The sequence below is a fragment of the Aromatoleum sp. genome (genome assembly GCF_032027225.1).
Classification (GTDB): Bacteria; Pseudomonadota; Gammaproteobacteria; order Burkholderiales; family Rhodocyclaceae; genus Aromatoleum.
In genome coordinates this window covers 98372-119854 of the sequence record NZ_JAVSMM010000001.1, presented here as the reverse complement: position 1 = coordinate 119854, position 21483 = coordinate 98372, and the positions used below count along the sequence as shown (strand labels likewise).

General features: G+C 67.6%; 18 protein-coding genes. 5 read left to right on the top strand and 13 right to left on the bottom strand.

The window, feature by feature from the left end; all coding sequences use genetic code 11:
• Window positions 1-59: 59 nt before the first annotated feature.
• From ROZ37_RS00555 to rsmA, 4 genes are all read left to right on the top strand, one after another.
• Window positions 60-2543 (top strand): LPS-assembly protein LptD, encoded by a 2484-nt coding sequence (locus ROZ37_RS00555; protein WP_312656636.1) that lies wholly within the window; start codon window positions 60-62, stop codon window positions 2541-2543.
• A 35-nt stretch (window positions 2544-2578) separates the two neighbouring features.
• Complete coding sequence (locus ROZ37_RS00550; RefSeq protein WP_312656635.1) at window positions 2579-3973, top strand: peptidylprolyl isomerase; 1395 nt, start codon at window positions 2579-2581, stop codon at window positions 3971-3973.
• A 4-nt stretch (window positions 3974-3977) separates the two neighbouring features.
• Window positions 3978-4949 carry a 4-hydroxythreonine-4-phosphate dehydrogenase PdxA gene (gene pdxA, locus ROZ37_RS00545; protein ID WP_312656633.1) on the top strand — a complete coding sequence of 324 codons (972 nt, stop codon included), beginning with the start codon at window positions 3978-3980 and terminating at the stop codon, window positions 4947-4949.
• A gap of 92 nt (window positions 4950-5041) precedes the next feature.
• Window positions 5042-5836, top strand: coding sequence for a 16S rRNA (adenine(1518)-N(6)/adenine(1519)-N(6))-dimethyltransferase RsmA (rsmA, locus tag ROZ37_RS00540; protein ID WP_312656632.1), 795 nt, complete (start codon window positions 5042-5044; stop codon window positions 5834-5836).
• 125 nt (window positions 5837-5961) lie between these two features.
• Here rsmA and ROZ37_RS00535 read toward each other — a convergent pair whose 3' ends face one another.
• The 3 genes from ROZ37_RS00535 to xth all read right to left on the bottom strand — a co-directional run bounded on the left by ROZ37_RS00535 (window position 5962) and on the right by xth (window position 7784).
• Entirely contained in the window at window positions 5962-6156 is a 195-nt protein-coding gene (locus ROZ37_RS00535) for a DUF2892 domain-containing protein (protein ID WP_312656631.1), read from the bottom strand.
• Window positions 6157-6315: 159 nt separating this feature from the next.
• The gene (locus tag ROZ37_RS00530) at window positions 6316-6993 is read right to left on the bottom strand and encodes a Crp/Fnr family transcriptional regulator (RefSeq protein ID WP_312656629.1); all 678 of its coding nucleotides are present in this window, start codon (window positions 6991-6993) and stop codon (window positions 6316-6318) included.
• Window positions 6990-7784, bottom strand: coding sequence for an exodeoxyribonuclease III (gene xth, locus ROZ37_RS00525; RefSeq protein ID WP_312656628.1), 795 nt, complete (start codon window positions 7782-7784; stop codon window positions 6990-6992). The genes ROZ37_RS00530 and xth overlap by 4 nt, the downstream gene beginning before the upstream one ends.
• Before the next feature lie 184 nt (window positions 7785-7968).
• Between xth and ROZ37_RS00520 the strand changes: the two genes are divergently transcribed.
• Window positions 7969-8148, top strand: a complete 180-nt coding sequence (locus tag ROZ37_RS00520; protein ID WP_312656627.1) for a hypothetical protein — start codon at window positions 7969-7971, stop codon at window positions 8146-8148.
• Between the two features lie 42 nt (window positions 8149-8190).
• Here the strand turns inward: ROZ37_RS00520 and ROZ37_RS00515 are convergent, their stop codons facing one another.
• The 10 genes from ROZ37_RS00515 to ROZ37_RS00470 all read right to left on the bottom strand — a co-directional run bounded on the left by ROZ37_RS00515 (window position 8191) and on the right by ROZ37_RS00470 (window position 21468).
• A complete protein-coding gene (locus ROZ37_RS00515) occupies window positions 8191-10248 on the bottom strand; it encodes a M3 family metallopeptidase (RefSeq protein WP_312656626.1) in 2058 nt (685 codons plus the stop codon).
• Between the two features lie 99 nt (window positions 10249-10347).
• The gene (locus ROZ37_RS00510; protein WP_312656625.1) at window positions 10348-11118 is read right to left on the bottom strand and encodes a DUF2189 domain-containing protein; all 771 of its coding nucleotides are present in this window, start codon (window positions 11116-11118) and stop codon (window positions 10348-10350) included.
• 310 nt (window positions 11119-11428) lie between these two features.
• Entirely contained in the window at window positions 11429-12709 is a 1281-nt protein-coding gene (locus ROZ37_RS00505) for an MFS transporter (RefSeq protein ID WP_312656623.1), read from the bottom strand.
• 369 nt (window positions 12710-13078) lie between these two features.
• Window positions 13079-14014, bottom strand: coding sequence for a phosphoribosylaminoimidazolesuccinocarboxamide synthase (locus tag ROZ37_RS00500; protein WP_312656621.1), 936 nt, complete (start codon window positions 14012-14014; stop codon window positions 13079-13081).
• 44 nt (window positions 14015-14058) lie between these two features.
• Window positions 14059-15354, bottom strand: a complete 1296-nt coding sequence (locus ROZ37_RS00495) for a DUF3422 domain-containing protein (protein WP_312656619.1) — start codon at window positions 15352-15354, stop codon at window positions 14059-14061.
• 279 nt (window positions 15355-15633) lie between these two features.
• On the bottom strand, window positions 15634-16332 hold the full coding sequence (locus ROZ37_RS00490) for an OmpA family protein (protein ID WP_312656617.1): 699 nt from the start codon (window positions 16330-16332) through the stop codon (window positions 15634-15636).
• Window positions 16333-16567: 235 nt separating this feature from the next.
• Window positions 16568-17527 (bottom strand): PA2778 family cysteine peptidase, encoded by a 960-nt coding sequence (locus ROZ37_RS00485; RefSeq protein ID WP_312656616.1) that lies wholly within the window; start codon window positions 17525-17527, stop codon window positions 16568-16570.
• A gap of 4 nt (window positions 17528-17531) precedes the next feature.
• Window positions 17532-17936 carry a PA2779 family protein gene (locus tag ROZ37_RS00480; protein ID WP_312656615.1) on the bottom strand — a complete coding sequence of 135 codons (405 nt, stop codon included), beginning with the start codon at window positions 17934-17936 and terminating at the stop codon, window positions 17532-17534.
• 128 nt (window positions 17937-18064) lie between these two features.
• Complete coding sequence (locus ROZ37_RS00475; protein WP_312656614.1) at window positions 18065-20638, bottom strand: GGDEF domain-containing phosphodiesterase; 2574 nt, start codon at window positions 20636-20638, stop codon at window positions 18065-18067.
• 158 nt (window positions 20639-20796) lie between these two features.
• Window positions 20797-21468, bottom strand: coding sequence for a TIGR04282 family arsenosugar biosynthesis glycosyltransferase (locus tag ROZ37_RS00470; protein ID WP_312656613.1), 672 nt, complete (start codon window positions 21466-21468; stop codon window positions 20797-20799).
• Window positions 21469-21483: the final 15 nt, after the last annotated feature.

Genomic DNA, 21483 nt, shown 5'->3' with positions numbered 1-21483 from the left:
CCGGGCACCGTCGGGCGAACAATGTTCATGACAGGGGAAGACGTTTGCGCGAAACGGAATTGAGAACCCGGCTGCGACTGATTCCGCTGCTGATCTGCTGTCTTTCGGCTCCGTCCATCGCCGCCGGACTGCCGCCGCTCGTGATTTCGCCCGACCTGATCAAGAGTCGTCCGCGGCCGGGCGTCGAGACGAAACCTCCGGAGCAGGAAGCGCCGGCTGGCAGCGGTTCGCCTGCCGCCGCCCGCCCGTCGTCGCCCGCACCTGGAGCGCCCGCCGGCGCGGCACCAGCGTCCGCGCGAGCCCCCGGCGCCGCTCCCGCTCCGACCGACGGAACGGCGCCGCCCGCGACCGATCGTGCTGCGCTCGCCCCCGGCGCGACCGACATCACCGCCGACCGGATCTACGGCACGCGCAGCGTCGAGCTCGTCGCCGAGGGCAGTGCCGAACTGCGGCGCGAAGACGTCGTGCTGACCGGCGACCGTCTCGTATATCGCGAGGTCACCGACGAGGCCGAGGCGCACGGCAACGTCCGCCTCGAGCAGGGCACGACGGTGATCTCGGGGCCCGACGCCCGACTGAAAATCACCGATCAGGTCGGCGAATTCGCGTCGCCGCAGTACAGCCTGTCGCGCCAGTCCGAGTCGACGACGCCCGGCGAAGCGCCGCGCGTGATCGAGGGCAGCGGGCATGCCGACACGATGTACTTCGAAGGCGAAAACCAGTACCGGCTGAAAAATGCGACCTGGTCCACGTGCAAGCCCGACGACCCCGACTGGTACCTCAGGACGCGCGACCTGCAACTCGATTACGACCGCGAAGTCGGAACTGCACGCGGCGCGTCGATGATCTTCAAGGACACGCCGATCTTCTGGTGGCCGTGGGCGGAATTCCCGCTCGTCGGGCAGCGGCAGTCCGGTTTCCTGATGCCGAGTTACGGCGTGTCCAACAAGGTCGGCGTCGACGTGTCGGTGCCGTACTACTGGAACATCGCGCCGAACTACGACATGACGATCGCGCCGCGCTTCATGGGACGGCGCGGCGTGCAGCTCTCGAACGAGTTCCGCTATCTCACGCCGGGGTATTCGGGCGAGCTCCAGGTCGAATGGATGCCGAGGGACCGCGTCACCGGGGAGGAGCGTACGCTCGGCGCGTTGCAGCACCAGCAGGTCATCGCGCCGGGCCTCTTCGGCTCGATCGATCTCAATGCCGTATCCGACGACGAGTACTTCGAGGACCTGAGCTCGAACGTATCGATGTCGTCGAAGGTGAACCTGTTGCGCGAAGGCCGGCTGACCTACGCACCGAGCGACTGGTGGAGCGCGTCCGCGCTCGTGCAGAGCTACCAGACGCTGGTGACCGACGAGCTCGTTAAGCCGGTCGAACCCTATCGCCGCCTGCCGCAATTGCTGCTCAACGCGAACCGCAACGACCTGCCGCTCGGCACCACTTTCGCGTTCCGCGGCGAGTATGTGCAGTTCGACCATCCGGAAAAAGAGCTCAACACCGGCAGCCGGTTCACGCTCTATCCGCAGGTCGCGCTGCCGTTCGAGCGGGCCGGTTACTACGTGACGCCGAAGATCGGCGTGCATCACACGCAATACGAACTCGACCGTCCGCAGCATGAGGCCGGATTGAAGGATTCGATCACCCGCTCGCTGCCGATCTTCACGCTCGACGCCGGGCTGAACTTCGAGCGCGACACGACCTACTTCGGCCAAGGCTACCTGCAGACGCTCGAGCCGCGGATCTATTACGTGAACGTGCCGCACGAAGATCAGAGCGATATTCCGATTTTCGATACCGCACGCTACGACTTCGGCTTCGCGCAGATCTTCTCCGAGAACCTGTATTCGGGCGGCGACCGCATCGCCGATGCGAACCAGATCACCGCCGCCGTGACGTCGCGGCTGATCGACCCGGAGACCGGCGCCGAGCGCATGCGCGCGACGGTGGGGCAGCGGTATTACCTCCGGGATCAGGAGGTCACGATGCCGGGCGAGATTCCTCGCACCGGCCGGCGGGCCGATGTCCTCGCCGCGTTCAGCGGCCGCGTCACGCAGACTTCGTCGATCGAATCGGCGTGGCAGTACAACCCGAACGACAGCTGGACCGAGCGCTTCAACTTCGGCGTTCGCTATCAGCCGGCTTACGCGAAGGCGCTGAACGTCCGCTACCGCTATTCACGTCGCGACGTCCTCACCGGCGTCACCGCCGCGGGCTTCGAGGACGTCGACGTATCCGGTCAGTGGCCGCTCGGGCGCAACTGGTACGGCGTTGCGCGCGTGACCCGCTCGCTGAAGGAGAGCCGCATCACCGAAACGATCGCCGGTCTCGAATACGACGGCGGTTGCTGGGCGTTGCGCACCGCGGTCCATCGCTTCGCGACGAACCCGGACGACGTGACCCAGGCGATCTTCGTGCAGCTTGAACTCAACGGCCTCGCGAGCGTCGGATCGAGTCCGATCAACCTGCTCCGGCGCAGCGTGCCGGGCTATGGCAAGATCAACGAGCCCGTCGGTAACCGCGTCTTCGGCGCCTACTGAACAGCGCAACGCCGCAACATTTCTTCCTGGAAACCATGAAACGAATTTCCCCGCGTGTCAGCCTCGCCCTTACCGCCGGTCTTTGGTGCGCGACCCTGCCTTTCGTCGCGTCCGCAGCCGAGCCGGCACGCCTCAAACTCGCGCAGTCCGTGCAGGCGGAGCCGACGCCTAGCGTGCCCGCAACATCGGCCGCCCCGGCGAAGAACGTCGAAGTCGATCGCATCGTCGCGATCGTCAACGACGAGGTCATCACGACGCTCGAGTTGCGTGAGCGGGTGCAGCAGGCGATGCACCAGCTCAACCGCCAGGGCACGCCGCTGCCCCCGGCCGAAGTGCTCGAAAAGCAGCTCCTCGAGCGCCTGGTCCTCGAGCGCGCGCAGATCCAGTTCGCGCGCGAGACCTCGCTGCAAGTCGATGATGCGACCCTCGAACGCGCGATCTCCCGCATCGCCGAGAACAACAAGCTCAACCAGGCGGACCTGCGTGCGGCGCTCGAGAAGGACGGCATCGGCTGGGACCGCTTCCGCAACGAGATCCGCACCGAAATTCTGCTGTCGCGCCTGCGCGAGCGCGAGGTCGATGGCCGCATCGTGGTCACCGACGCGGAAGTCGACAACTTTCTCGCGAACAATCCCGACGCGATGTCCGGCGAGGAATTCCTCGTCGCGCACATCCTGATGCGCGTCCCGGAAGGCGCGACGCCACAGCAGCTCGCGCGCCTGTCCGCACGCGCCGAAAACGTCGTCGCGCGGTTGCGCAGCGGCGAAGACTTCGGCCGCCTCGCGGCGGCGAACTCCGATGCGCCCGACGCGATGAACGGCGGCCAACTCGGCTGGCGCGGCCGCGACCGCCTGCCGGCGATGTTTGCCGACGTGGTCCGCAAGCTGCAGCCCGGCGAAGTGTCGCCGCTGATGCGCAGCGCCGCAGGCCTGCATATCGTCAAGCTCGTCGACAAGCGCGGCGGTGGCGCTGGGGATCAGCAGCAGCTCGAACAGACGCGCGCGCGCCACATCCTGATCCGCACGTCCGAGATCATCAGCGACAGCGACGCCGAGAGCCGGCTCGTCGCGCTGCGCGAACGGATCGTCAACGGCGCCGACTTCGGCGAGCTCGCGAAAGCGAACTCGGCCGACATGTCCGCGGCGAAAGGCGGCGACCTCGGCTGGCTGAATCCGGGCGACACCGTGCCGGAATTCGAGCGCGTGATGAACGCATTGCAGCCGGGTGAAGTCAGCGCGCCGGTGCGCTCGCCGTTCGGCTGGCACCTGATCAAGGTCGACGCGCGGCGCGTGCAGGACGTCACCGACGAGCGCAAGCGCAACGGCGCCCGCAACGCGCTGCGCGAGCGCAAGTCCGACGAGGCCTACGAGGACTGGCTGCGTCAGCTGCGCGATCGCACCTACGTCGAATACCGCACGGAGAAGGAGTAGGCGCGTGCGCCCCCGTCCGGTCCTCGCGATCACGAGCGGCGAACCGGCTGGCGTCGGGCCGGAGCTCTGCGCGCAGCTCGCGTCGCGCGCATGGCGAGCCCGGCTCGTCGTGCTCGGCGATATCGGGCTGGTGCGCGAGCGTGCGGCCGGTGTCGCGGAGGTGCGCCCATTCAAGCGCGGTGTCCCCGCTCCGGAGGGTGTTGTCGAAGTCCTGCACGTGCCGCTCGGCGCGCCCGCGGTGCCCGGCCGGCTCGATGTCGCCAACGCGCCTTATGTGCTCGCGCTGCTCGACCGCGCGCTCGACGGCTGCCGCGGCGGCGAGTTCGCCGGTGTCGTCACCGCGCCGGTGCACAAGGGCGTGATCAATGACGGCGGGGTGCCGTTCAGCGGGCACACCGAATATTTCGCCGAGCGCACCGGCACACCCCGGGTCGTCATGATGCTGGTCGGCGGCGGGCTGCGGGTAGCGCTCGCGACGACGCATCTGCCGCTCGCCGCGGTGCCCGCCGCGATCACGCGGGAGGTGCTCGAGGACACGCTGCGTATCCTGCACGCGGACCTCGTCGGACGCTTCGGGCTCGCTGCCCCGCGCATCCTGGTCGCCGGACTGAACCCGCACGCCGGTGAAGGCGGGCACATGGGGCGGGAGGAAATCGACGTCATCGCGCCGGTGCTCGACAAGCTGCGGTCGGCGGGGATGTGCCTCGTCGGCCCGTTGCCCGCCGACACGCTGTTCGTGCCGCACACGCTCGCGCAAGGGGACGCGGTGCTGGCGATGTATCACGACCAGGGCCTGCCGGTGCTCAAACACGCGAGCTTCGGCGGCGGCGTCAATGTCACGCTGGGGCTGCCGATCATCCGTACGTCCGTCGACCACGGCACCGCGCTCGATCTCGCCGGCACCGGCCGTGCCGACCCGGGCAGCCTGTTCGCGGCCGTGGAGCTCGCGACCGGCATGGCCGAGGCCGCTTCCTGAGGCCTTGCGCGCACACGCCGCGCCGTAGCGGTCCGAACCGCGACCCCGGGCTGGCGGCCCCTCCGCCCGTAACGAACAACCAGAGCCCGTTCATGAGTGAACATCGCGCGCGCAAGCGCTTCGGCCAGAACTTCCTGTCCGATCCCAACATCATCCGCAAGATCATCGACGCGATCCGGCCGGTCGCGGGCGAAACCGTCGTCGAGATCGGTCCGGGCCTCGGCGCGATGACCGACCCGCTCGTCGAGCGCCTCGGGCATCTGCATGTCGTCGAGATCGATCGCGATCTGATCGCCCGCCTGCACGAGCGCTACTCCCCGGAACGGCTGACGATCCACGAGGGCGACGCGCTGAAGTTCGATTTCGGCACGCTCGGCGCGCCGCTGCGGGTCGTCGGCAACCTGCCGTACAACATCTCGACGCCGCTGCTGTTCCACCTCGCCGGCTTCGCGGCGCAGGTTCGGGACATGACCTTCATGCTGCAGAAGGAAGTCGTGATGCGCATGGTCGCCGAGCCGGGCACCGAGGATTACGGCCGGCTCTCGGTGATGCTGCAATACCGCTTCCGGATGGGTCGGCTGTTCGACGTGCCGCCCGGCGCGTTCCGTCCCGCGCCGAAGGTCACGTCGAGCATCGTGCGTATGGTGCCGCTGCCGCCCGAGGCGCTGACCGCGACGGACGAGGCACTGCTCGAGCGCATCGTCGCCGCGGCGTTCGGCCAACGGCGCAAAACGCTGCGCAACACGCTGCGCGAGCATCTCGACGAGGCCGATTTTGCCGCGCTCGGGCTCGACCCGGGGCTGCGCGGCGAGCGGCTGACGGTCGCCGACTATGTCGCGATCGCGAACCACGTCGCGGCGAAGCTTTCCGCGGCCGGCCGCGAGTAAGGTATCGAGCTGGCGATCGCGGCGCCCGCGCGGCGAAAACTCGTCGGATTCCCGGATTCCCGGATTTCCGGATCTTCGAATTTCCGGATTCCTGAATTGTCGCTCGCGCTGCGGAGGCGGACGTGTCAGGCCTTCTTCATCGGGCAGGTCTTGACGCCGAAGATCGAATAAGCCGGGCACCAGCCGAGGAGGCCGGTCGCGAGCGGGACGATGCCGATCCAGGTCCACGGCGTGCCGATGCCGAGAGTCGCGAGGATCAGCAATGTGATTCCGGCGAGGATGCGAAGCACCTTGTCGATGCCGCCAACGTTCGAGGTCATGATCTTCTCCGTCCATGAGTGGGTACGGAGGGATTTCAGCACTCGGGACAGGCGGCGTCTGTAACCCCGGTTACACAGGCGATCGCCCAAGAAGACGCCACGGGGCGGAACGCCGTCGCTCGGCGATCGCTTGTTGCTGCGCATCGGCCGAGATGAGCATCAGCTGTCGCGGCTTCCGCTCGCGACCCGCCGCAGTCCCGCCGCGTCGAGGATCTCGATCTGTTCGCGCGACGGTTTGACGAGCCCCTGCGCGGCGAAGCCCTTCAGCAGGCGGCTGACGAACTCACGCACGCTGCCGAGCTCGTCGGCGAGTTGCTGATGCGTGACGTGCAGGACGCGTCCCTTGCCGAGCAACAGCGCGGCGAGTCGCTGGTCGAGGCGGTGGAACGCGACTTCCTCGACGAGCTGCATCAGGTCGGCGATGCGATCGGCGAAGAGATGGAACACGAAATCCCGGAACGCCGGCTCGGCGAGCAGCGCATCGAACTCGCTCTTCGGCAACAGCATCAGCAAGGTGTCGGCTTCGGCGATGCCGCGCGCGTTGTAGGCCTCGTGCCCGAGCAGGCAGGACGACGAGATGATGCAGGTTTCGCCCGGCGCGACGCGATACAGCGGCAGCTCGCGCCCGTTCGGCGCGGACTTGACGACGCGCACCGACCCTTCGATGACGAACGGGAAACCTTCGCAGCTCTGGTGATCGTCGAAGAGCAGGCCGCCGGCGGGTACGCGCGTCCAATGTGCGGTTTCGAGCAGGCGCTGCTGCGCGGACGCGGGCAGCGCGGCCATTACCGGGTAGCATTCCGCGAGGCGTGTGAGCACTTCCTCCTGGCGAGTCATAGCGGCTGTTCCGCGGGCGCCGGCAGGCACCGACGATCGAGTTCGACCATCACCGGCGCGTGGTCCGAGGGCCGTTCGAGCTTGCGCGGCGCCTTGTCGATGGAGCACGCCAGACACGCGTCGCGCAGCGCGGGCGACACCAGGATGTGGTCGATCCGCAGGCCGAAGTTGCGGCGGAACGCGCCCATCCGGTAATCCCACCACGAGTAGCTGCCCTCGTCCTGCGGGAAAAGCCGGAACGCGTCGCACAGGCCGAGCTCGGTCAGCGCCGCGAACGCCGCGCGTTCCGGCGGCGACACGTGGATGTCGTCGGTCCATTTCGGATGAGCGTCGCGATCTTCGGGCGCGATGTTGAAGTCGCCGGTGAGCACGAGCTTCTCGTGTGCGCTCAGCTCGGTCCGCAGCCACTCCGTCAGCGCGGCGAGCCAGCGCAGCTTGTATTCGAATTTCTCGGAGCCGACGGCTTGGCCGTTCGGAAAGTAGGCGCAGATGATCCGTACGCCGTCGACGGTCGCCGCGAGGACGCGCTTCTGCTCGTCGTCGAGCCCCGGAATGCCGACGACGATGTCGCGCGGCGCGCTACGGCTCAGGATCGCGACGCCGTTGTAGGTCTTCTGTCCGCTGTACGCGCAACGGTATCCGGCCGCTTCGAGTTCGGCGACGGGAAAGCCCTTGTCCTCCATCTTGAGTTCCTGCAGGCACAGCACCTCGGGCCCGTTTGCGGCGAGCCAGTCGAGCACGTGCGGCAGCCGGACTTTCAGGGAGTTGACGTTCCAGGTCGCAATTTTCATTTCGTCGGGGATCAAGAAGTTGTCGGTAATTTTTACAGTATCGGCGCGTCGTTCGAGCTACGCTGGCCCCTGGGGCGGAAATCGTCGCTATCGCCCATGTTATCGCCCCTTTGGCACGGAACTGGCTTTACTCCCGGAGACGCCGCCCGCGGGCGGGCATTGCCGAACAGTAACGGAGGACAACATGGCGCACGCTGGACTCGACATGCGCGTGGATTGGCTCATGCGCCAGTACGTCGGCGAGATCATCGAGTATCTCGCGCGGGGCGGCGATCATGCGAACGCCAAGATGAACATGATCGAACGCGGCGTTCCGGGCCGGGTGCAGGACCGCGTGCTCCAGGGCAAGGCCACCTTCCTTTAGGCGGACTTTCCGGGGAGCCATCGGCCAGCGCCCGGGCACGACTCAGGCGGTCACCATGCCGTTATGGCGCAGCAGAGCGTCGACGCGCGGCTCGCGGCCGCGGAAGGCCTTGAACGATTCGATCGCCGGCCGACTGCCGCCGACGGCGAGGATCTCGCGCCAGAAGCGCTCGCCGGTATCCCGGTCGAGTAGCGACCCTTTGCCGGCGCCGGCTTCCTCGAAGGCTTCGAACGCATCCGCCGACAGCACCTCCGCCCACTTGTAGCTGTAGTAGCCCGCCGCGTAGCCGCCGGCGAAGATGTGCGAGAAGCTGTGCGGAAAGCGATGCCATTCCGGCGGGATGATCACCGCGACTTCGCGCCGGACTTCGGCGAGCAGCGCCATCACGCGCTCGATCGGCACCGGCCCGGAAGCGGCATCGACTTCGCTGTGCAGCCGCAGGTCGAACAGCGAGAACTCGAGCTGACGCACCATCTGCATCCCGCTCTGGAAGTTCTTCGCCGCGATCATCTTGTCGAAGAGTTCGCGCGGCAACGCCGCACCGGTATCGACGTGCGACGTCATCCCGGACAGCACGTCCCATTCCCAGCAGAAGTTTTCCATGAACTGGCTCGGCAGTTCGACCGCGTCCCACTCGACGCCGTGAATGCCGGACACGGCGAGGTCGTCGACGCGCGTCAAAAGGTGGTGCAGACCGTGGCCGCATTCGTGGAACAGCGTCAGCACGTCGTCGTGCGTGAAGGTCGCGGGCTTGCCGCCGACCGGGCCGGGGAAGTTGCAGACCAGGTAGGCGATCGGCGTCTGCGTGCCGCGCGGGCCGACCTGGCGGCTCCGCGCCGAATCCATCCACGCGCCGCCGCGCTTGGTTTCGCGCGCGTGCAGATCGAGGTAGAAGTGGCCGACGGTCGTACCGTCCTTGTCGATGCGGAAGAAGCGCGCGCTCGGGTCCCACGTCGGCGCCTCGTCGGCGACGATGTCGACGCCGTACAGGGCGCGGATCACGTCGAAGAGGCCTTCGAGCACTTTCGGTTCGGGGAAGTACTGTTTCACCTCCTGGTCCGAGAACGCATAGCGCGCTTCGCGCAGCTTTTCGGACGCGTAGCCCACGTCCCACGGCTCCAGCGGTTCGATGCCGAGCTCGCTGCGCGCGAATTCCCGCAGCTCGGCGAGGTCGCGTTCGGCGAACGGCTTCGCCTTGCGAGCGAGTTCGCGCAGGAAGCCGAGCACTTCGTCGGTCGATTGCGCCATCTTCGCGACGAGCGAGACTTGAGCGAAGTTGTCGTAGCCGAGCATCTTCGACTCTTCGGCGCGCAGCGCGAGGATGCGGCCGATCAGCGGACCGTTGTCGAGCTCGGACTTGCCCTGCTCGGATGCGCGCGTCGCGTACGCGCGGTACATGCGTGCGCGCAGCTCGCGGTTGTCCGCGTACTGCATCACCGGCAGATAGGCCGGCATCTGCAGCGTGAACTTCCAGCCCGGTCGGCCGTCCCGCTCGGCCGCGGCGCGGGCGGCGGCGATCGCATCCTCGGGCAGCCCCGCGAGAGCGGCTTCGTCCTCGATCCATTCCGCATGGGCGTTGGTCGCGTCGAGCAGGTTTTCGGAGAACTTCGCGGCGAGCGCCGATTGCTCTTCCTGGATTTCCTTGAAGCGCGGTTTGTCGGCCTCGGGCAGTTCCGCGCCCGACAGCCGGAAGTCGCGCAGTTCATGGTCGATGATGCGCCGGCGCGCCGGTGAGAGCGCGTCGTACTCGGCGCTGTCGTGCAGTTGCCGGTACTTGTCGTACAGCTCGAGGTTCTGACCGACTTCCGCAAAGAAGCTCGACACTTCGGGCAGCATCGCGTTATAGGCTTCGCGCCACTCCGGGACGTCCATGACGCTGTGCATGTGTCCGACGATGCCCCACGCGCGACCGAGCCGTTCGCCTTCCTCGGTCATCGGCGTCACGAAGTTCGCCCAGGTCGGCGGCGCCGGGTCGGCGACGAGTTCGTCGATCAGCTTGCGGTTTTCGTCGATGAGTTCGCGGATCGCCGGGGCGACATGCTCCGGACGGATGTCGTCGAAGCGGGGGAAGGTCGAAAAATCGAGCAGGGGATTGGACATTCTCGTTCTCTTGTTCCTGTGGGAAGGTGGCGGCGGGGCGAGTCCGAAGACCGCTCCGATTCTAACCGCCGGTTGCGGGCCGGCGTCAGTCGGGCAGCATTAGACGATCAGGTCCTTGTACGCATGCCAGCTCGCGTGGCCGACGAGCGGCAGCAGCACGATCATGCCGGCGAGCGTCGCGAAGCCGATGCCGATCAGCGCGACGAGGAGCGCGGCCCAGACGATCATCGCGCCGGGATTCGCCCCGACCGCGCGCACGCTGGTCGCCATCGCGGTCACGACGTCGATGTCGCGGTCCATCAGGAGAGGCACCGAGACGACCGACAGCGAAAACACGATCGCGGCGATGACGCCGCCGACCACGACGTAGGACGCGATGAACACCGGGTATTGCCCCGAAAGCAGTACCTCCTGCACGAAGGCACTGGCGCTCGCGACGTGGTGCACGTCGAAGGCCGAGAACAGGATTGCCGACAGGCGTTCCCAGCCGAGCAGCACGAAGGCAAGGAAGGCGCCGAAGTACAGCAGGTGGGCGCTGTGCTCGCGGAAGCCCTGCAGCGATTCCCCGAAGGTGATGATGTCGCCGTCCTCCTGGCGCCGCGATATTTCATACAGGCCGGCCGCCGCGAGCGGGCCGACGAGGAGAAAGCCCGAGATCGCCGCGCTGAGCAGATACGGAAATCCGCTGGTATACGCGAGGATGAAGTAGCCGATGCCGCTGAACAGCAAGCCGTAGCTCACGCTCGCCGGCAGGTTCCGTCGCATGTCCTCCCAGCCCCGCTGCAGCCAGCGGAACGGATCGCCGATGTCGATCGGACGCACGTGGGGCTGATCGGAATGCCGGTCGAGTGTGCCGTAAGGCTTGTCCATGTCGGCCTCCTTCTGAGCGGGAAGTGCCATCGCGACCCTGGGTGCGGATGACGAACCCGAAATCGTCGGCGGTGGTTAGAGGAACGCCGATCGCGGAAGTTCGGTTTCGGGCGGGGCCGTTGCGCAGCGTAGCTTTTCGTCATTTTTTTCGACGTCGTGCGGACGTCGCGCGCGCTTGAGGCGTCGACGGACTCGACGCAGCCGGAGCAACGGACGGGAGGCCTGCTCGGCTCCGCTCCCGCCAACGGATCGGCACTCGCGAACGGCGGGAATCCGTCGTCGATCTCTCCGCCGCTGAACGGGCCGCCGATCAGCGAGCGGCGCTAGCGAGGGGCGCGGCCGCTGGGGGTTGCCACACGTTGCGGCAGCGCGTCTCGCGGATGAACACGCTGGCGGCCGTGCCGGTGAAGGCCGCCGCCGCGAGCAGTGCGAGGCCGACGCGGAAGGTGTCGACCGAGTACTGGCGCACGCCATTGACGAGCGCGCCGTCCCAGCCAAGGTCGAGCGCCGCGCCGACCGCCGGCTGCAGCAAGGCGCCGGCGAGGAAGCCGCCCATGTTCGTGACGCTGGTGCTCATGCCCGACAGATGCGGGGGATTGACTTCCTTTGCGCACGCCCAGGTCAGCGCGAAGCCCGCGGTCGCGAGACCCATCAGACCGAACAGCCCGTAACTGACGCCGACCGGCATGCGCACCGCGGCAAGCCAGACCAGCCACAGCGCGCAATAGACGACGCCGGCACTGGTCAGGACCGGCTTGCGCCGCGCGAGGCGATCCGACAGCGAGCCCATCGCGAGGCAGCCGACGGCGAAGCCGGCGAAATACAGCGACAGGTGGTTCGCGGCGACGACGCGGCTCATCTCGTGGACCTGCATAAGGTAGGGCGTCGCCCACAGCCCGGCGAACGCGAAGAAGCTGCCTCCGATGCCGAAGTTCACGATCACCGCGGGCCAGGTTTCGCGATTCTTCAGCACGCCGACGAGCCCGGCGAGGATCGCCGTCCGGTCGATCGCGGTTTTCGTACCGCTGCCGTCGCGTATGAACAGCCAGCAGGCCACGCCGAGCAGCGCCGAGAGCACGGCGGCGCCAACGAAGACGCCGCGCCAGGACGTGACTTCGACGAGCATCGCGAGCGGCGTGCCGGCAAGCACCGAACCGAGGTTGCCGACGAGCATCGACAGACCGACCATCGTCGCGAAGCGGCGTTCGTCGAACGACAGTGCGATCAGCTTGAGCATCGCGATGAACACGACCGAAACGCCGAGCCCGACGAGCGTGCGGCCGATGAGGGCAAGGTTCAGGTCGGGCGACAGTCCGAAGAGGGCGCTGCCGGCCGCGGCGACGAGACCGCCGAGCAGCAGGATGCGGCGCGGACCGAGCGTGTCGACGAGGATGCCGGTCGGGATCTGCATCACCGTGTAGACGTAGAAATACGTCGCCGCGAGGATGCCGAGCGACGCGGCGTTCGTCTGGAAGGCGGTCGCGAGGTCCTGCGAGATGCCCGCGGGAGCGAAGCGATGGAAGAACGACAGGATGTAGGCGGCGATGACGACCGCGAGCGCGACGTTGCGCCCCGATGCTGGCGATGACATGGTGTCCCCCTGCGACGGCGTCGGGCGCCGTCTTGTAATTTTCGGTTCGCTTCGGTGTCGCGCCGAAGCGGAGGAATCCGGCGACGGCGGCCGGGCCGCGAACGACGGCGGCCGGGCCGCGAACGACGGCGGCCGGGCCGCGAACGACGGCGGCCGGGCCGCGAACGACGGCGGCCGGGCCGCGAACGACGGCGGCCGGGCCGCAAACGACGGCGGCCGGTTCCCGTCGCCGGTCGAACCGCAGCCGGCTCCGACGTCCCGCGTTCCGGGATCGGAAAGGGTGCCGACGCGCGTCGGCTCCGAGTGCTTGCCCCGGTCGATGCCGGGGGATTCAGCGTGTCGCGCCCGTCGGCAGCGGGCGCGGAGAACTCAGCCGAGCGTCTGCCCGGTCAGCCGCTCGTACGCTTCCCGGTACTTCGCCGCGGTGCGGGCGATGACGTCGGCCGGCAGGTTCGGGCCGGGCGCCTTCTTGCCCCAGGTCAGCGTTTCGAGGTAGTCGCGCACGTACTGCTTGTCGTAGCTCGGCGGGCTGATGCCTTCGCGGTAGCTGTCGGCGGGCCAGAAGCGCGATGAATCCGGCGTCAGCGCTTCGTCGATCAGGTGCAGCGTGCCGGCCGCATCGACGCCGAACTCGAACTTCGTGTCGGCGATGATGATGCCGCGCCCGATGGCGTAATTCGCGGCTTCGCTGTAGAGCGCGATCGCGGCGTCGCGGGCTTGCGCGGCGAGTTGCGCGCCGTTCTTGCCGGTGCCGGCTAGGAGGTCGGTGAGCGCGGCAGAGCAGCGTGTCTGCGCTTCGCCGAACGAGATGTTTTCGTCATGATCGCCGACGTCGGCCTTCGATGCCGGCGTGAAGATCGGCGACGGCAGCTTCGCCGCCTGCTTCAGCCCGGCGGGCAGCGTGATGCCGCAGATCGCGCCCGTGTCCTGGTAGTCCTTCCAGCCTGAGCCGATCACGTAGCCGCGCACGACCGCCTCGATCGGCAGCGGCTTCAGGCGCTTGACGACGAGCGCGCGGCCGCGCACCTGCTCGCGCTCGCCGGCGGCGACGACGGATTCCGGGTCGATGCCGGTAAGCTGGTTCGGCACGATGTGACCGAGCCGCTTGAACCAGAAGCTAGCCATCGCCGTGAGCACGCGGCCCTTGTCCGGAATCGGGTCCGGCAGTATCACGTCGAACGCGGACAAGCGGTCGCTGGTGACGATCAGCAGCTTGTCGGCGTCGACGGCGTAAATGTCGCGGACCTTGCCGCGGCCGAGCAGCGGCAGGCTCTGGATGGTGGATTCGAACAGGGGTTGGGCCACGGCGGGACTCGTTCAGGGCAAAACGCGATTATAGGCCAGCTTGTTCAGTGCCCGGGCGCCGCTTCCTCGGCGGCGAGCTGGCGGCGCATCCGCCGCAGCCCGAGCGCGACGAGGCCGGCGATGATCGGGATCGACACCGCGGTGACGACTTCGGGCGTCGCCGGCGTGAGGAAATCCTTGCCGCCTTTCGCGAGGTATTGCACGAGCTGCGAGCCGTAATAGGTGATCGCGACGACCGACAGGCCTTCGACGGTTTCCTGCAGCCGTAGCTGCAGCTTGGCGCGACGGTTCATCTGCGCGAGGAGTTCCTGGTTCTGGCGCTCGAGCTCGATGTCGACCCGCGTGCGCAGCAGTTGCGAATTGCGCGCGATGCGGCTGGACAGATCCTCCTGGCGGCGCGCCATCGTCGCGCAGGTCGCGATCGCCGGAGCGAGGCGGCGGTCCATGAACTCGCGGATCGGCGGAAAGCCGTCGAGCCGGACTTCGCGCAGGTCCTCGATGCGCTGGCGCACGAGCTGGTAATACGCCGCGGCCGCGCCGAACCGGAACGAAGTCCGTGCGACCGAGCGTTCGATGTCGGCTGCCAGGCGCGTGAGGCGGTTGAGCACGCTGCGTTCGTCATCGGTCGCCGTCGACCGGCCCATCGCGTCGGTCAGGTCGGCGAGCTCGTTTTCGGCGCGCGCGAGCAGGCGCCCGACCTCCTTCGCCACCGGAAACGCGAGCAGCGCCATCACGCGGTAGGTCTCGATCTCGACGAGGCGCTGCACGGTCCGGCCCGCCTGGCGCGGCGTCAGCGAACGGTTGAAGACGATGAATCGCGAGAAGCCGTCGACGATCTGGAAGTCGGTGAGCACCCAGCCGGCGCCGGCGGTGACGCCCGACGCGACGACCGGCGAGAACTGGTGTTCATCCTGCGCGATCACGGTTTCTGGCGGCACGTCGTCGGCATCGCGCACTTCGACGTGCGTCGCGACGATCAGCTGCCCGGGAATCTTGCTGCGCCACGCGGCCGGCACCGCGAGCAAGGCCCGGCCCGCGACCGTGTCGTCGCCTTCGCTGCGGTGGAAGAAGGTGTAGCTCGAAAACTCGGTGTGCCGCTCCCAGCGCAGCCGGAACGCCCCGGCGTCGAGCGACACGTGGCCGGTGGATGCGTCCGGTTCGGCGAGGCCGAGTTGCTCGGCGAGGTCGTTCAGGTGCTCCGCTTCGCGGCTCGCGCTGTCCTCGACGTGAAGAAAGGCGAGATAGCTGACGAATTCCGGAGTTTCCAGCGGCACCGGCGGACGGGCGTGGACTTCGTCGTTGAGCAGGCGGCGTTGCGGATGTTCTTCGAACCAGGGCATGGCGGAGGAGGAGAGCCGGGGAGTGCGCTAGCGTAGCGGTCCGCCGGGCGCGGCGAAAGTCCGCTCGGCCGAGGCGCGTCCTTTCGCACATCCCCCCGCTGCCGTGGAGCGGACCTTACTGCTCCGGATCGGCAGCTCGTTTTACCCCGGCTTGCCCCCTGGATGATTGAGCCGGGGAAGTGAGAGAACATCCAAACCGGGGGCGCGAGTGTCGGTGATGCTCGGGGCGCGACCGTCGGCGAAAGCCGCCGCGTGAGGTCGCGGCGGCCGTGGTGCGGATCAGTAGCGCGGTCCCGGCGCCGGCTGCTGTTGTTGCTGTTGCTGCTGGGCGGAGGCCTGGGTCGGCACGATCAGCACTTCGACGCGCCGGTTCTGCGCGCGCCCTGCAACGCTGCTGTTGTCGGCGACCGGGCGCGTCGCACCGTAGCCGACCGCGGCGAGGCGGTTCGCGGCGACGCCCTGGCGGATCAGGTAGCTGCGCACCGCACCGGCGCGGTTCTCGGACAAGGTCTGGTTGTAGGCCGCGGCGCCGGTCGAATCGGTGTGCCCCTCGACCTGCACGACGGTGTCCGGATACTGCTGGATGCTTTGCGCGAGCTGGCCCAGGACCGGCTGGAACTGGGGTTTGACGTCGGCGCGGTTGGTGTCGAACGTGATGTTCTCGGGCGCCTGCAAGCGGATCGTGTCGCCCTGTCGCTGCACTTCGACGCCGGTGCCGGCCATCTGCTGGCGCAGCTCGGCTTCCTGTTTGTCCATCTGGCGGCCGACGAGACCGCCGATCGTCGCACCGATCGCCGCGCCGATCAGGCCGCCTTTCGTGCGGTCGCCCGAACCGGCCGCGACGCCGCCGAGGATCGCACCCGCGCCGGCGCCGATCGTCGCGCCGCCCGCCGTCTTCGCATGTTCGCCGGTGTAGGGGTTTTGGGCACATGCGGCTACGAACATCGTCGTGGCCGCGGCGAGAATGATCTTTTTCATGACTGTTTGCCTCATGGCTCGTTTTTGTTGCGAAGCGATTTTGCCCGACCGCCGTTAGGCGGGAGATGACAAGATGTAAGTAGTCGATACCGAAAACAGGTATTCCCCCGTTGTTTTTCGTGTGCATCCTGCAGCGTCGCGGAGCGCCGACCGGCTCGCTCCGTCGACCGGAATGACGGCGCGAGCGGACGGGCAGCCGGACGGGGTCGCCGCTGCGCCGATGCGGTATCGCGGGTCATTCATCGACCGCGCGCAGCGTCGCGAGTGCCGTGTCGTGCAGCGGTCCGCCGAGCCGTACGGCCTGCTGCGCTACCTGCCGCGCCTCGTCGCGTCGCCCAAGTTCGATCAGCACACGGGCATGATTGTTCAACGCTGCAGCCGACCCGTGCCTGGCCGCGGCTTCCCGAAATGCCTGTTCGGCGCCGGAGAGGTCGCCGGCCGCGTAGCGTGCGTTGCCGAGCCCCATCGCCAGCACGAGGCTGCCGGGCCAGCGCGCGAGTGCCGCCAGATAGCCGCGTGCGGCGGCGGACGGCGGTGCGTTGCGTTCGAATGCGACGAGCGCCCGGGTGACTTCCTCCTCGCTCGCGCTGGTCGGCAAGCGGCCGGGCGGCAAGGCCACAAAGGCCCAGCGCTCCGACCGGTCCCAAGTGTGCTCGAAGGTGCGCATCGCGAGTTGGAGGCGTTCGGTCGTGCCCGAGCGCAACACGAAAGCGCCTTCGTCGAGGTCGTAGCCGATCACCACCGCGTAGTGCCAGCGCGGAATCCACGACAGCCCGAGGTTCTGCAGCACGACGACGGGATGTCCCGCCGCCGTTTCGCGCATCACCGCCTCGAGCGTGCCGGGAATCCGCGTCGCGACTGCGCCGCGTCGCCTCGAGCCGGCAAGCATTTCGAGCTGCAACGACCCTTCTCGCACGGGCAGGAAGACCTGGTCGGCGACGTCGTCCGGCCGCGTGGGCAGCCCGGCAGCCGACAGCGCGGTCGCGAGCGCGGCCGGCCCGCACTGGAACTCCTCCTGCGGGAAGAACGGCGTTTCCGCGAGCTCGACCCGCCGCGGCAGATCCGCCGGCGGCTCGGCGAGCAGGCGGGGTGTCTGCACCGCGCAGCCCGCCAGCACGAGTGCGAACGCGGCGCCGGCCAGCAGCGCGACGAACGAGGACGGCTGGCGCGGCGCGGGAACGGCGCGTTCCTTCAAGGCTTCAGCGAGCCGAGCGCGTGAATGGGAAGACCTTCGTGAATCCGAGGATGTCGGTGATCAGCAGCACGAGGAACACGAACACGATGACGCCGAGCACGTCGCTGCCGCCCGCGGGGGCGTTCTCGATCTGCTGCGCGAGCATCGAGGCTTCCTCGTCGGTGAGCGCCGCGATGCGTTCCTTCGCGAGCTCCGGGGTCAGGCCGAGGCGTTCGAGTTCGTTCTGCACGTCGCTGCGTGCCATCAGCGCGGAAAGGCGTTCATGCGGCGACGCGTCGCGGCCGGATGCCGACGCGATGCCCGCGACCTGCTCGGTGGTGACGAGTGCCGCCTGCGCGACCTGGAACATCGTCGCGTTGGCGAAGCAGATGACAAGCAACATCGAAAACAAGCGCTGAAGCCTTTTCATGATTCGTCTCCTCATGTGGGCGCGTCGATGAGCAAGACCGGCGCCATTCCCGTGATGGGCGCGGCCGATCGCTTCATTGTAGGCAGCGACGCGGGCTTTCGCCCGGCATTGAGACGATTCGGAATGATTCAGCGGATATGCACGTCGAGAGCTTCGGCGATCGACGGCGTCGGACGCCGGATGTGGTAGCCCTGCGCGAAATCGATCGACTGCTCGACGACTTTCGCGAGCACCTCGTCGTCCTCGACGTACTCCGCGACGGTGCGGATGCCCAAATCGCGCGAGAGCGCGACGATGCTGCGCACGAGTGCGCGGTCCTTGTCGTTGTGCTTCATGCCGAGGATGAAGTCGCCTTCGATCTTCAGGAAATCGATCGGGAAGCGCTTGACATAGTGGAAGGACGAGAAGCCCGAGCCGAAGTCGTCGATCGCGAGGCGGAAGCCTTCGCCGCGCAGCGTGTTGATGAAGCGTTCGAGCAGCGCCATGTTCTTGATCGTCTCGCGCTCGGTGATCTCGAACACGATGCGCGACGGATCGAAGTTGCACTCGGCCGCGATGCGCCGCGTCTGCTGGACGAAATCGTTGAGCACGAGCGCGCGCGGTGACATGTTCAGGAACAGCAGACCCTGGTAGTTCGCCGCCGCGGCCGCTTCGAGCGCGCGCTCCATCAGGATGTAGTCGAGTTTGTGCATCAGGCCCATCTTCTCGGCGATCGCGACGAACGCGTCGGCGACGAGCAGCGTGCCGTCCTCGAGCCGGATGCGCGACAGCACCTCGAGCGCCTCGACCTCGCCCGTGCGCGGGTTGATGATCGGCTGGTAGAACGGGATCACGCCGCGCGCCTCGACCGCGGCGAGGATCAGGATGCTCTTCTCGGACAGCGAGCGGAACACGTCGACGACGTCCTGCTCGGTCGGCACCGCGAGGCGGCCCTTACCGTCGGCTTTCGCGCGGTACATCATGCTGTCGGCGAAGAGGAACAGATCCTTCGTCTCGACCGCGTGGTTCGGATAGACCGCCATGCCGATCGACAGCGAGCCGGAAACGCGCGCGCCGTCGGGAGTTTCGATCGATAGCGAGGAGACCGCGTCCATGATCCGCTGCGTGACTTCGACGGTGCCGGTGAGGTCGGTTTCGGGCAGGATCGCGACGAATTCGTCGCCGCCGTAGCGTGCGAGCAGATCGTCCTCGCGCATCGCGCCGCGGATCTTCGCCGCGACTTCCTGCAGGAACAAGTCGCCGAAACCGTGGCCGTAAGTGTCATTCACTGTCTTGAAGTTGTCGGCGTCGATCACCGCGAGACCGAACTTGTAGCCGTGGCGCCCGGAACGGATCGCCTCGCTGTCGAGCAGCTCCCAGAACACGCGCTGGTTGTAGAGGTTCGTCAGCGGGTCGCGCGTCGCGTAGTACTCGAGGTCCTTCGTGTATTTGTCGATCGCCTTGACCGAGCCGACGACGTTCAGCAGCGTCGACAGGATGCTCTCGACGACGAGCCAGCGCGTCGCATCCGCGTTCGCCTGCGCCTGCATGCCGATGCCGACGATGCCGCCGATCTTCGGCGCCTCGACGAGCAGCGACTTCGTCTGCACCTCGATGTCGGCGCGCACGAGCTCCGGCGACTGCCGCGAGCTGTCGGCGACGTTGTGTTCGATGCTGACCGCGTAGCCGAGGGCGAAATACGGATTGCGGCTCAGCGATTCCTTGATCGTCTCCTCGAAGAGTTGCTTGCTCGCGTCGGACGGTGCGTAGCGCCAGAACACTTCGAGGTCGAAGATGTCGTCGCCGATCTTGAAGATCGAGAACAGCGCGTAGGCCGGCATCACGTCGTCGATGTCGATCAAGAGCCGGTTCACGTATTCGCGCCAGTCCTTGACGACGTCGGAGGTCAGGATGAATTTCTCGAGCAGCCGGATCTCGAACTCGAGCATCTCCTTGTCGACCGCGATCGAGCGCACGCGCTCGGTCAGCTGCCGCACTTCGTGCGCGATCGGGCGGAATTCGTCGAAGCCGAAGTCGAGCGTCGCCCGCTCGAGTTGCTTGAGGTCCGACAGCCTGCTCACCGAGCGGATGTTCTGCGCGAACCCGGCGATCGCCCGGTCGAGACGGCGGCGGATATAGACGAACAACAACAGTGCGGCGATGACGGCGACCGGGATGATCGGCGCGAAGGCCCACAGGAACTTGCGGCTGCCGGCTTCGAGCAGCGGCGTGATGTTCTGGCGCACGTCGATGACGCCGAGGACCTCGCCCAGGGCCGCGTTCACGTGGCACAGGCGGCACTGCGCTTCGGCGCGCAGCGGATGGATGAAGCGGATCTCCGGTCCGGTGTCGATGCGTCGCGCTTCGCCGTCGGCGATCGCCTGCAGGACCGCGTCGTCCATCTCTTTCTGCGCGATCGCGCCGAAGCGTTCGGCGACGCGCGGGGCGCGGTAGATCTCGATCTGGTGCTGCGTCTTGTCGACCGAGCGCCGGATCGCCTGGATGAATTCTTCGAGCTGCCCGCGCGACCAGCCGGTGCGCATCAGCTGGAACATCGACTCGAACGTCATGTCCGCGAACGTCGCCGCGTCGCGCATCGCCTCGTCGCGCACCGAGCGCTCGAACAGGCTCGACACGACGTAATGCGTCGTGAATACGAGGGCGCACGAAAACGCTACTGCCGCGGTCAGCAGGAGTCCGCGGATCGTCTTGATTGGAGTCATCGAGTCTGGCTCGCACCGGTGAATGGGGTCGGACCGGACCTTTCCTGGCAGTCGGCGCGCACGCGCGACAGTAACAAGCGGTAACAGCCGAATTCAGCGCGAATATACCCTTGGCCCAAGTGGGTGCATAGGAAGTAATTCCTGCATTGCGCTCTGCTTCAGATATTACTTTCGGCCGAGTCGGGCAGGTGTCGCAGGTCGTCGGGAACGTCGATGTCGTCGAAGGTCGCGCCCAGCGTCAACGGCCAGCCGAGCGCGCGGATGCGCGCGATCGTCGTCGCCGCGACGTTCGGCGTGCTCCACGCGATCCGCGTGAACAGCCGCGCGTCGAAGCGCGCGAGGCCGAGGAGGACGTACCCGCCGTCGCTGCTCGGGTGGAGGACCGCGTCGGTGTCGCGCAGCGCGAGTGCGGCCGCGCGCAGCACGTCGGGCGACATCTGCGGGCAATCGGTGCCGATCAGCAGCACCGCTTCGGCGCGGGCGATCGCGCGGGCCGCCGCGCGCGACATCCGAGCGCCAAGGTCGCCGTCGCCCTGCGACGTGAGCACGATGTCGGGCGGCAGCGCCATTTGCCGCCATGCCGGGTCGCCGGCGTGGGGCGCGACGCACAGCTCGACGGGGCCGAGCTTCGCTTCGTGCGCGGCAGCGAGCGTGTCGTCGAGCATGCGTGCGGCGAGGAGGGCGGCGCCAGCGGCGCCGAGTGCCGGGATCAGGCGGGTTTTCGCGAGGCCCGGCAGCGGCGCCTTCGCGAAGACGATCACGCGGACGGCGCCGGAGTTCGGCGGCGGCGTCACGGTTTCCGGCTGGCCGATGTCGTTTCGGTCGTGCATGGCGTCGCGGCCCCG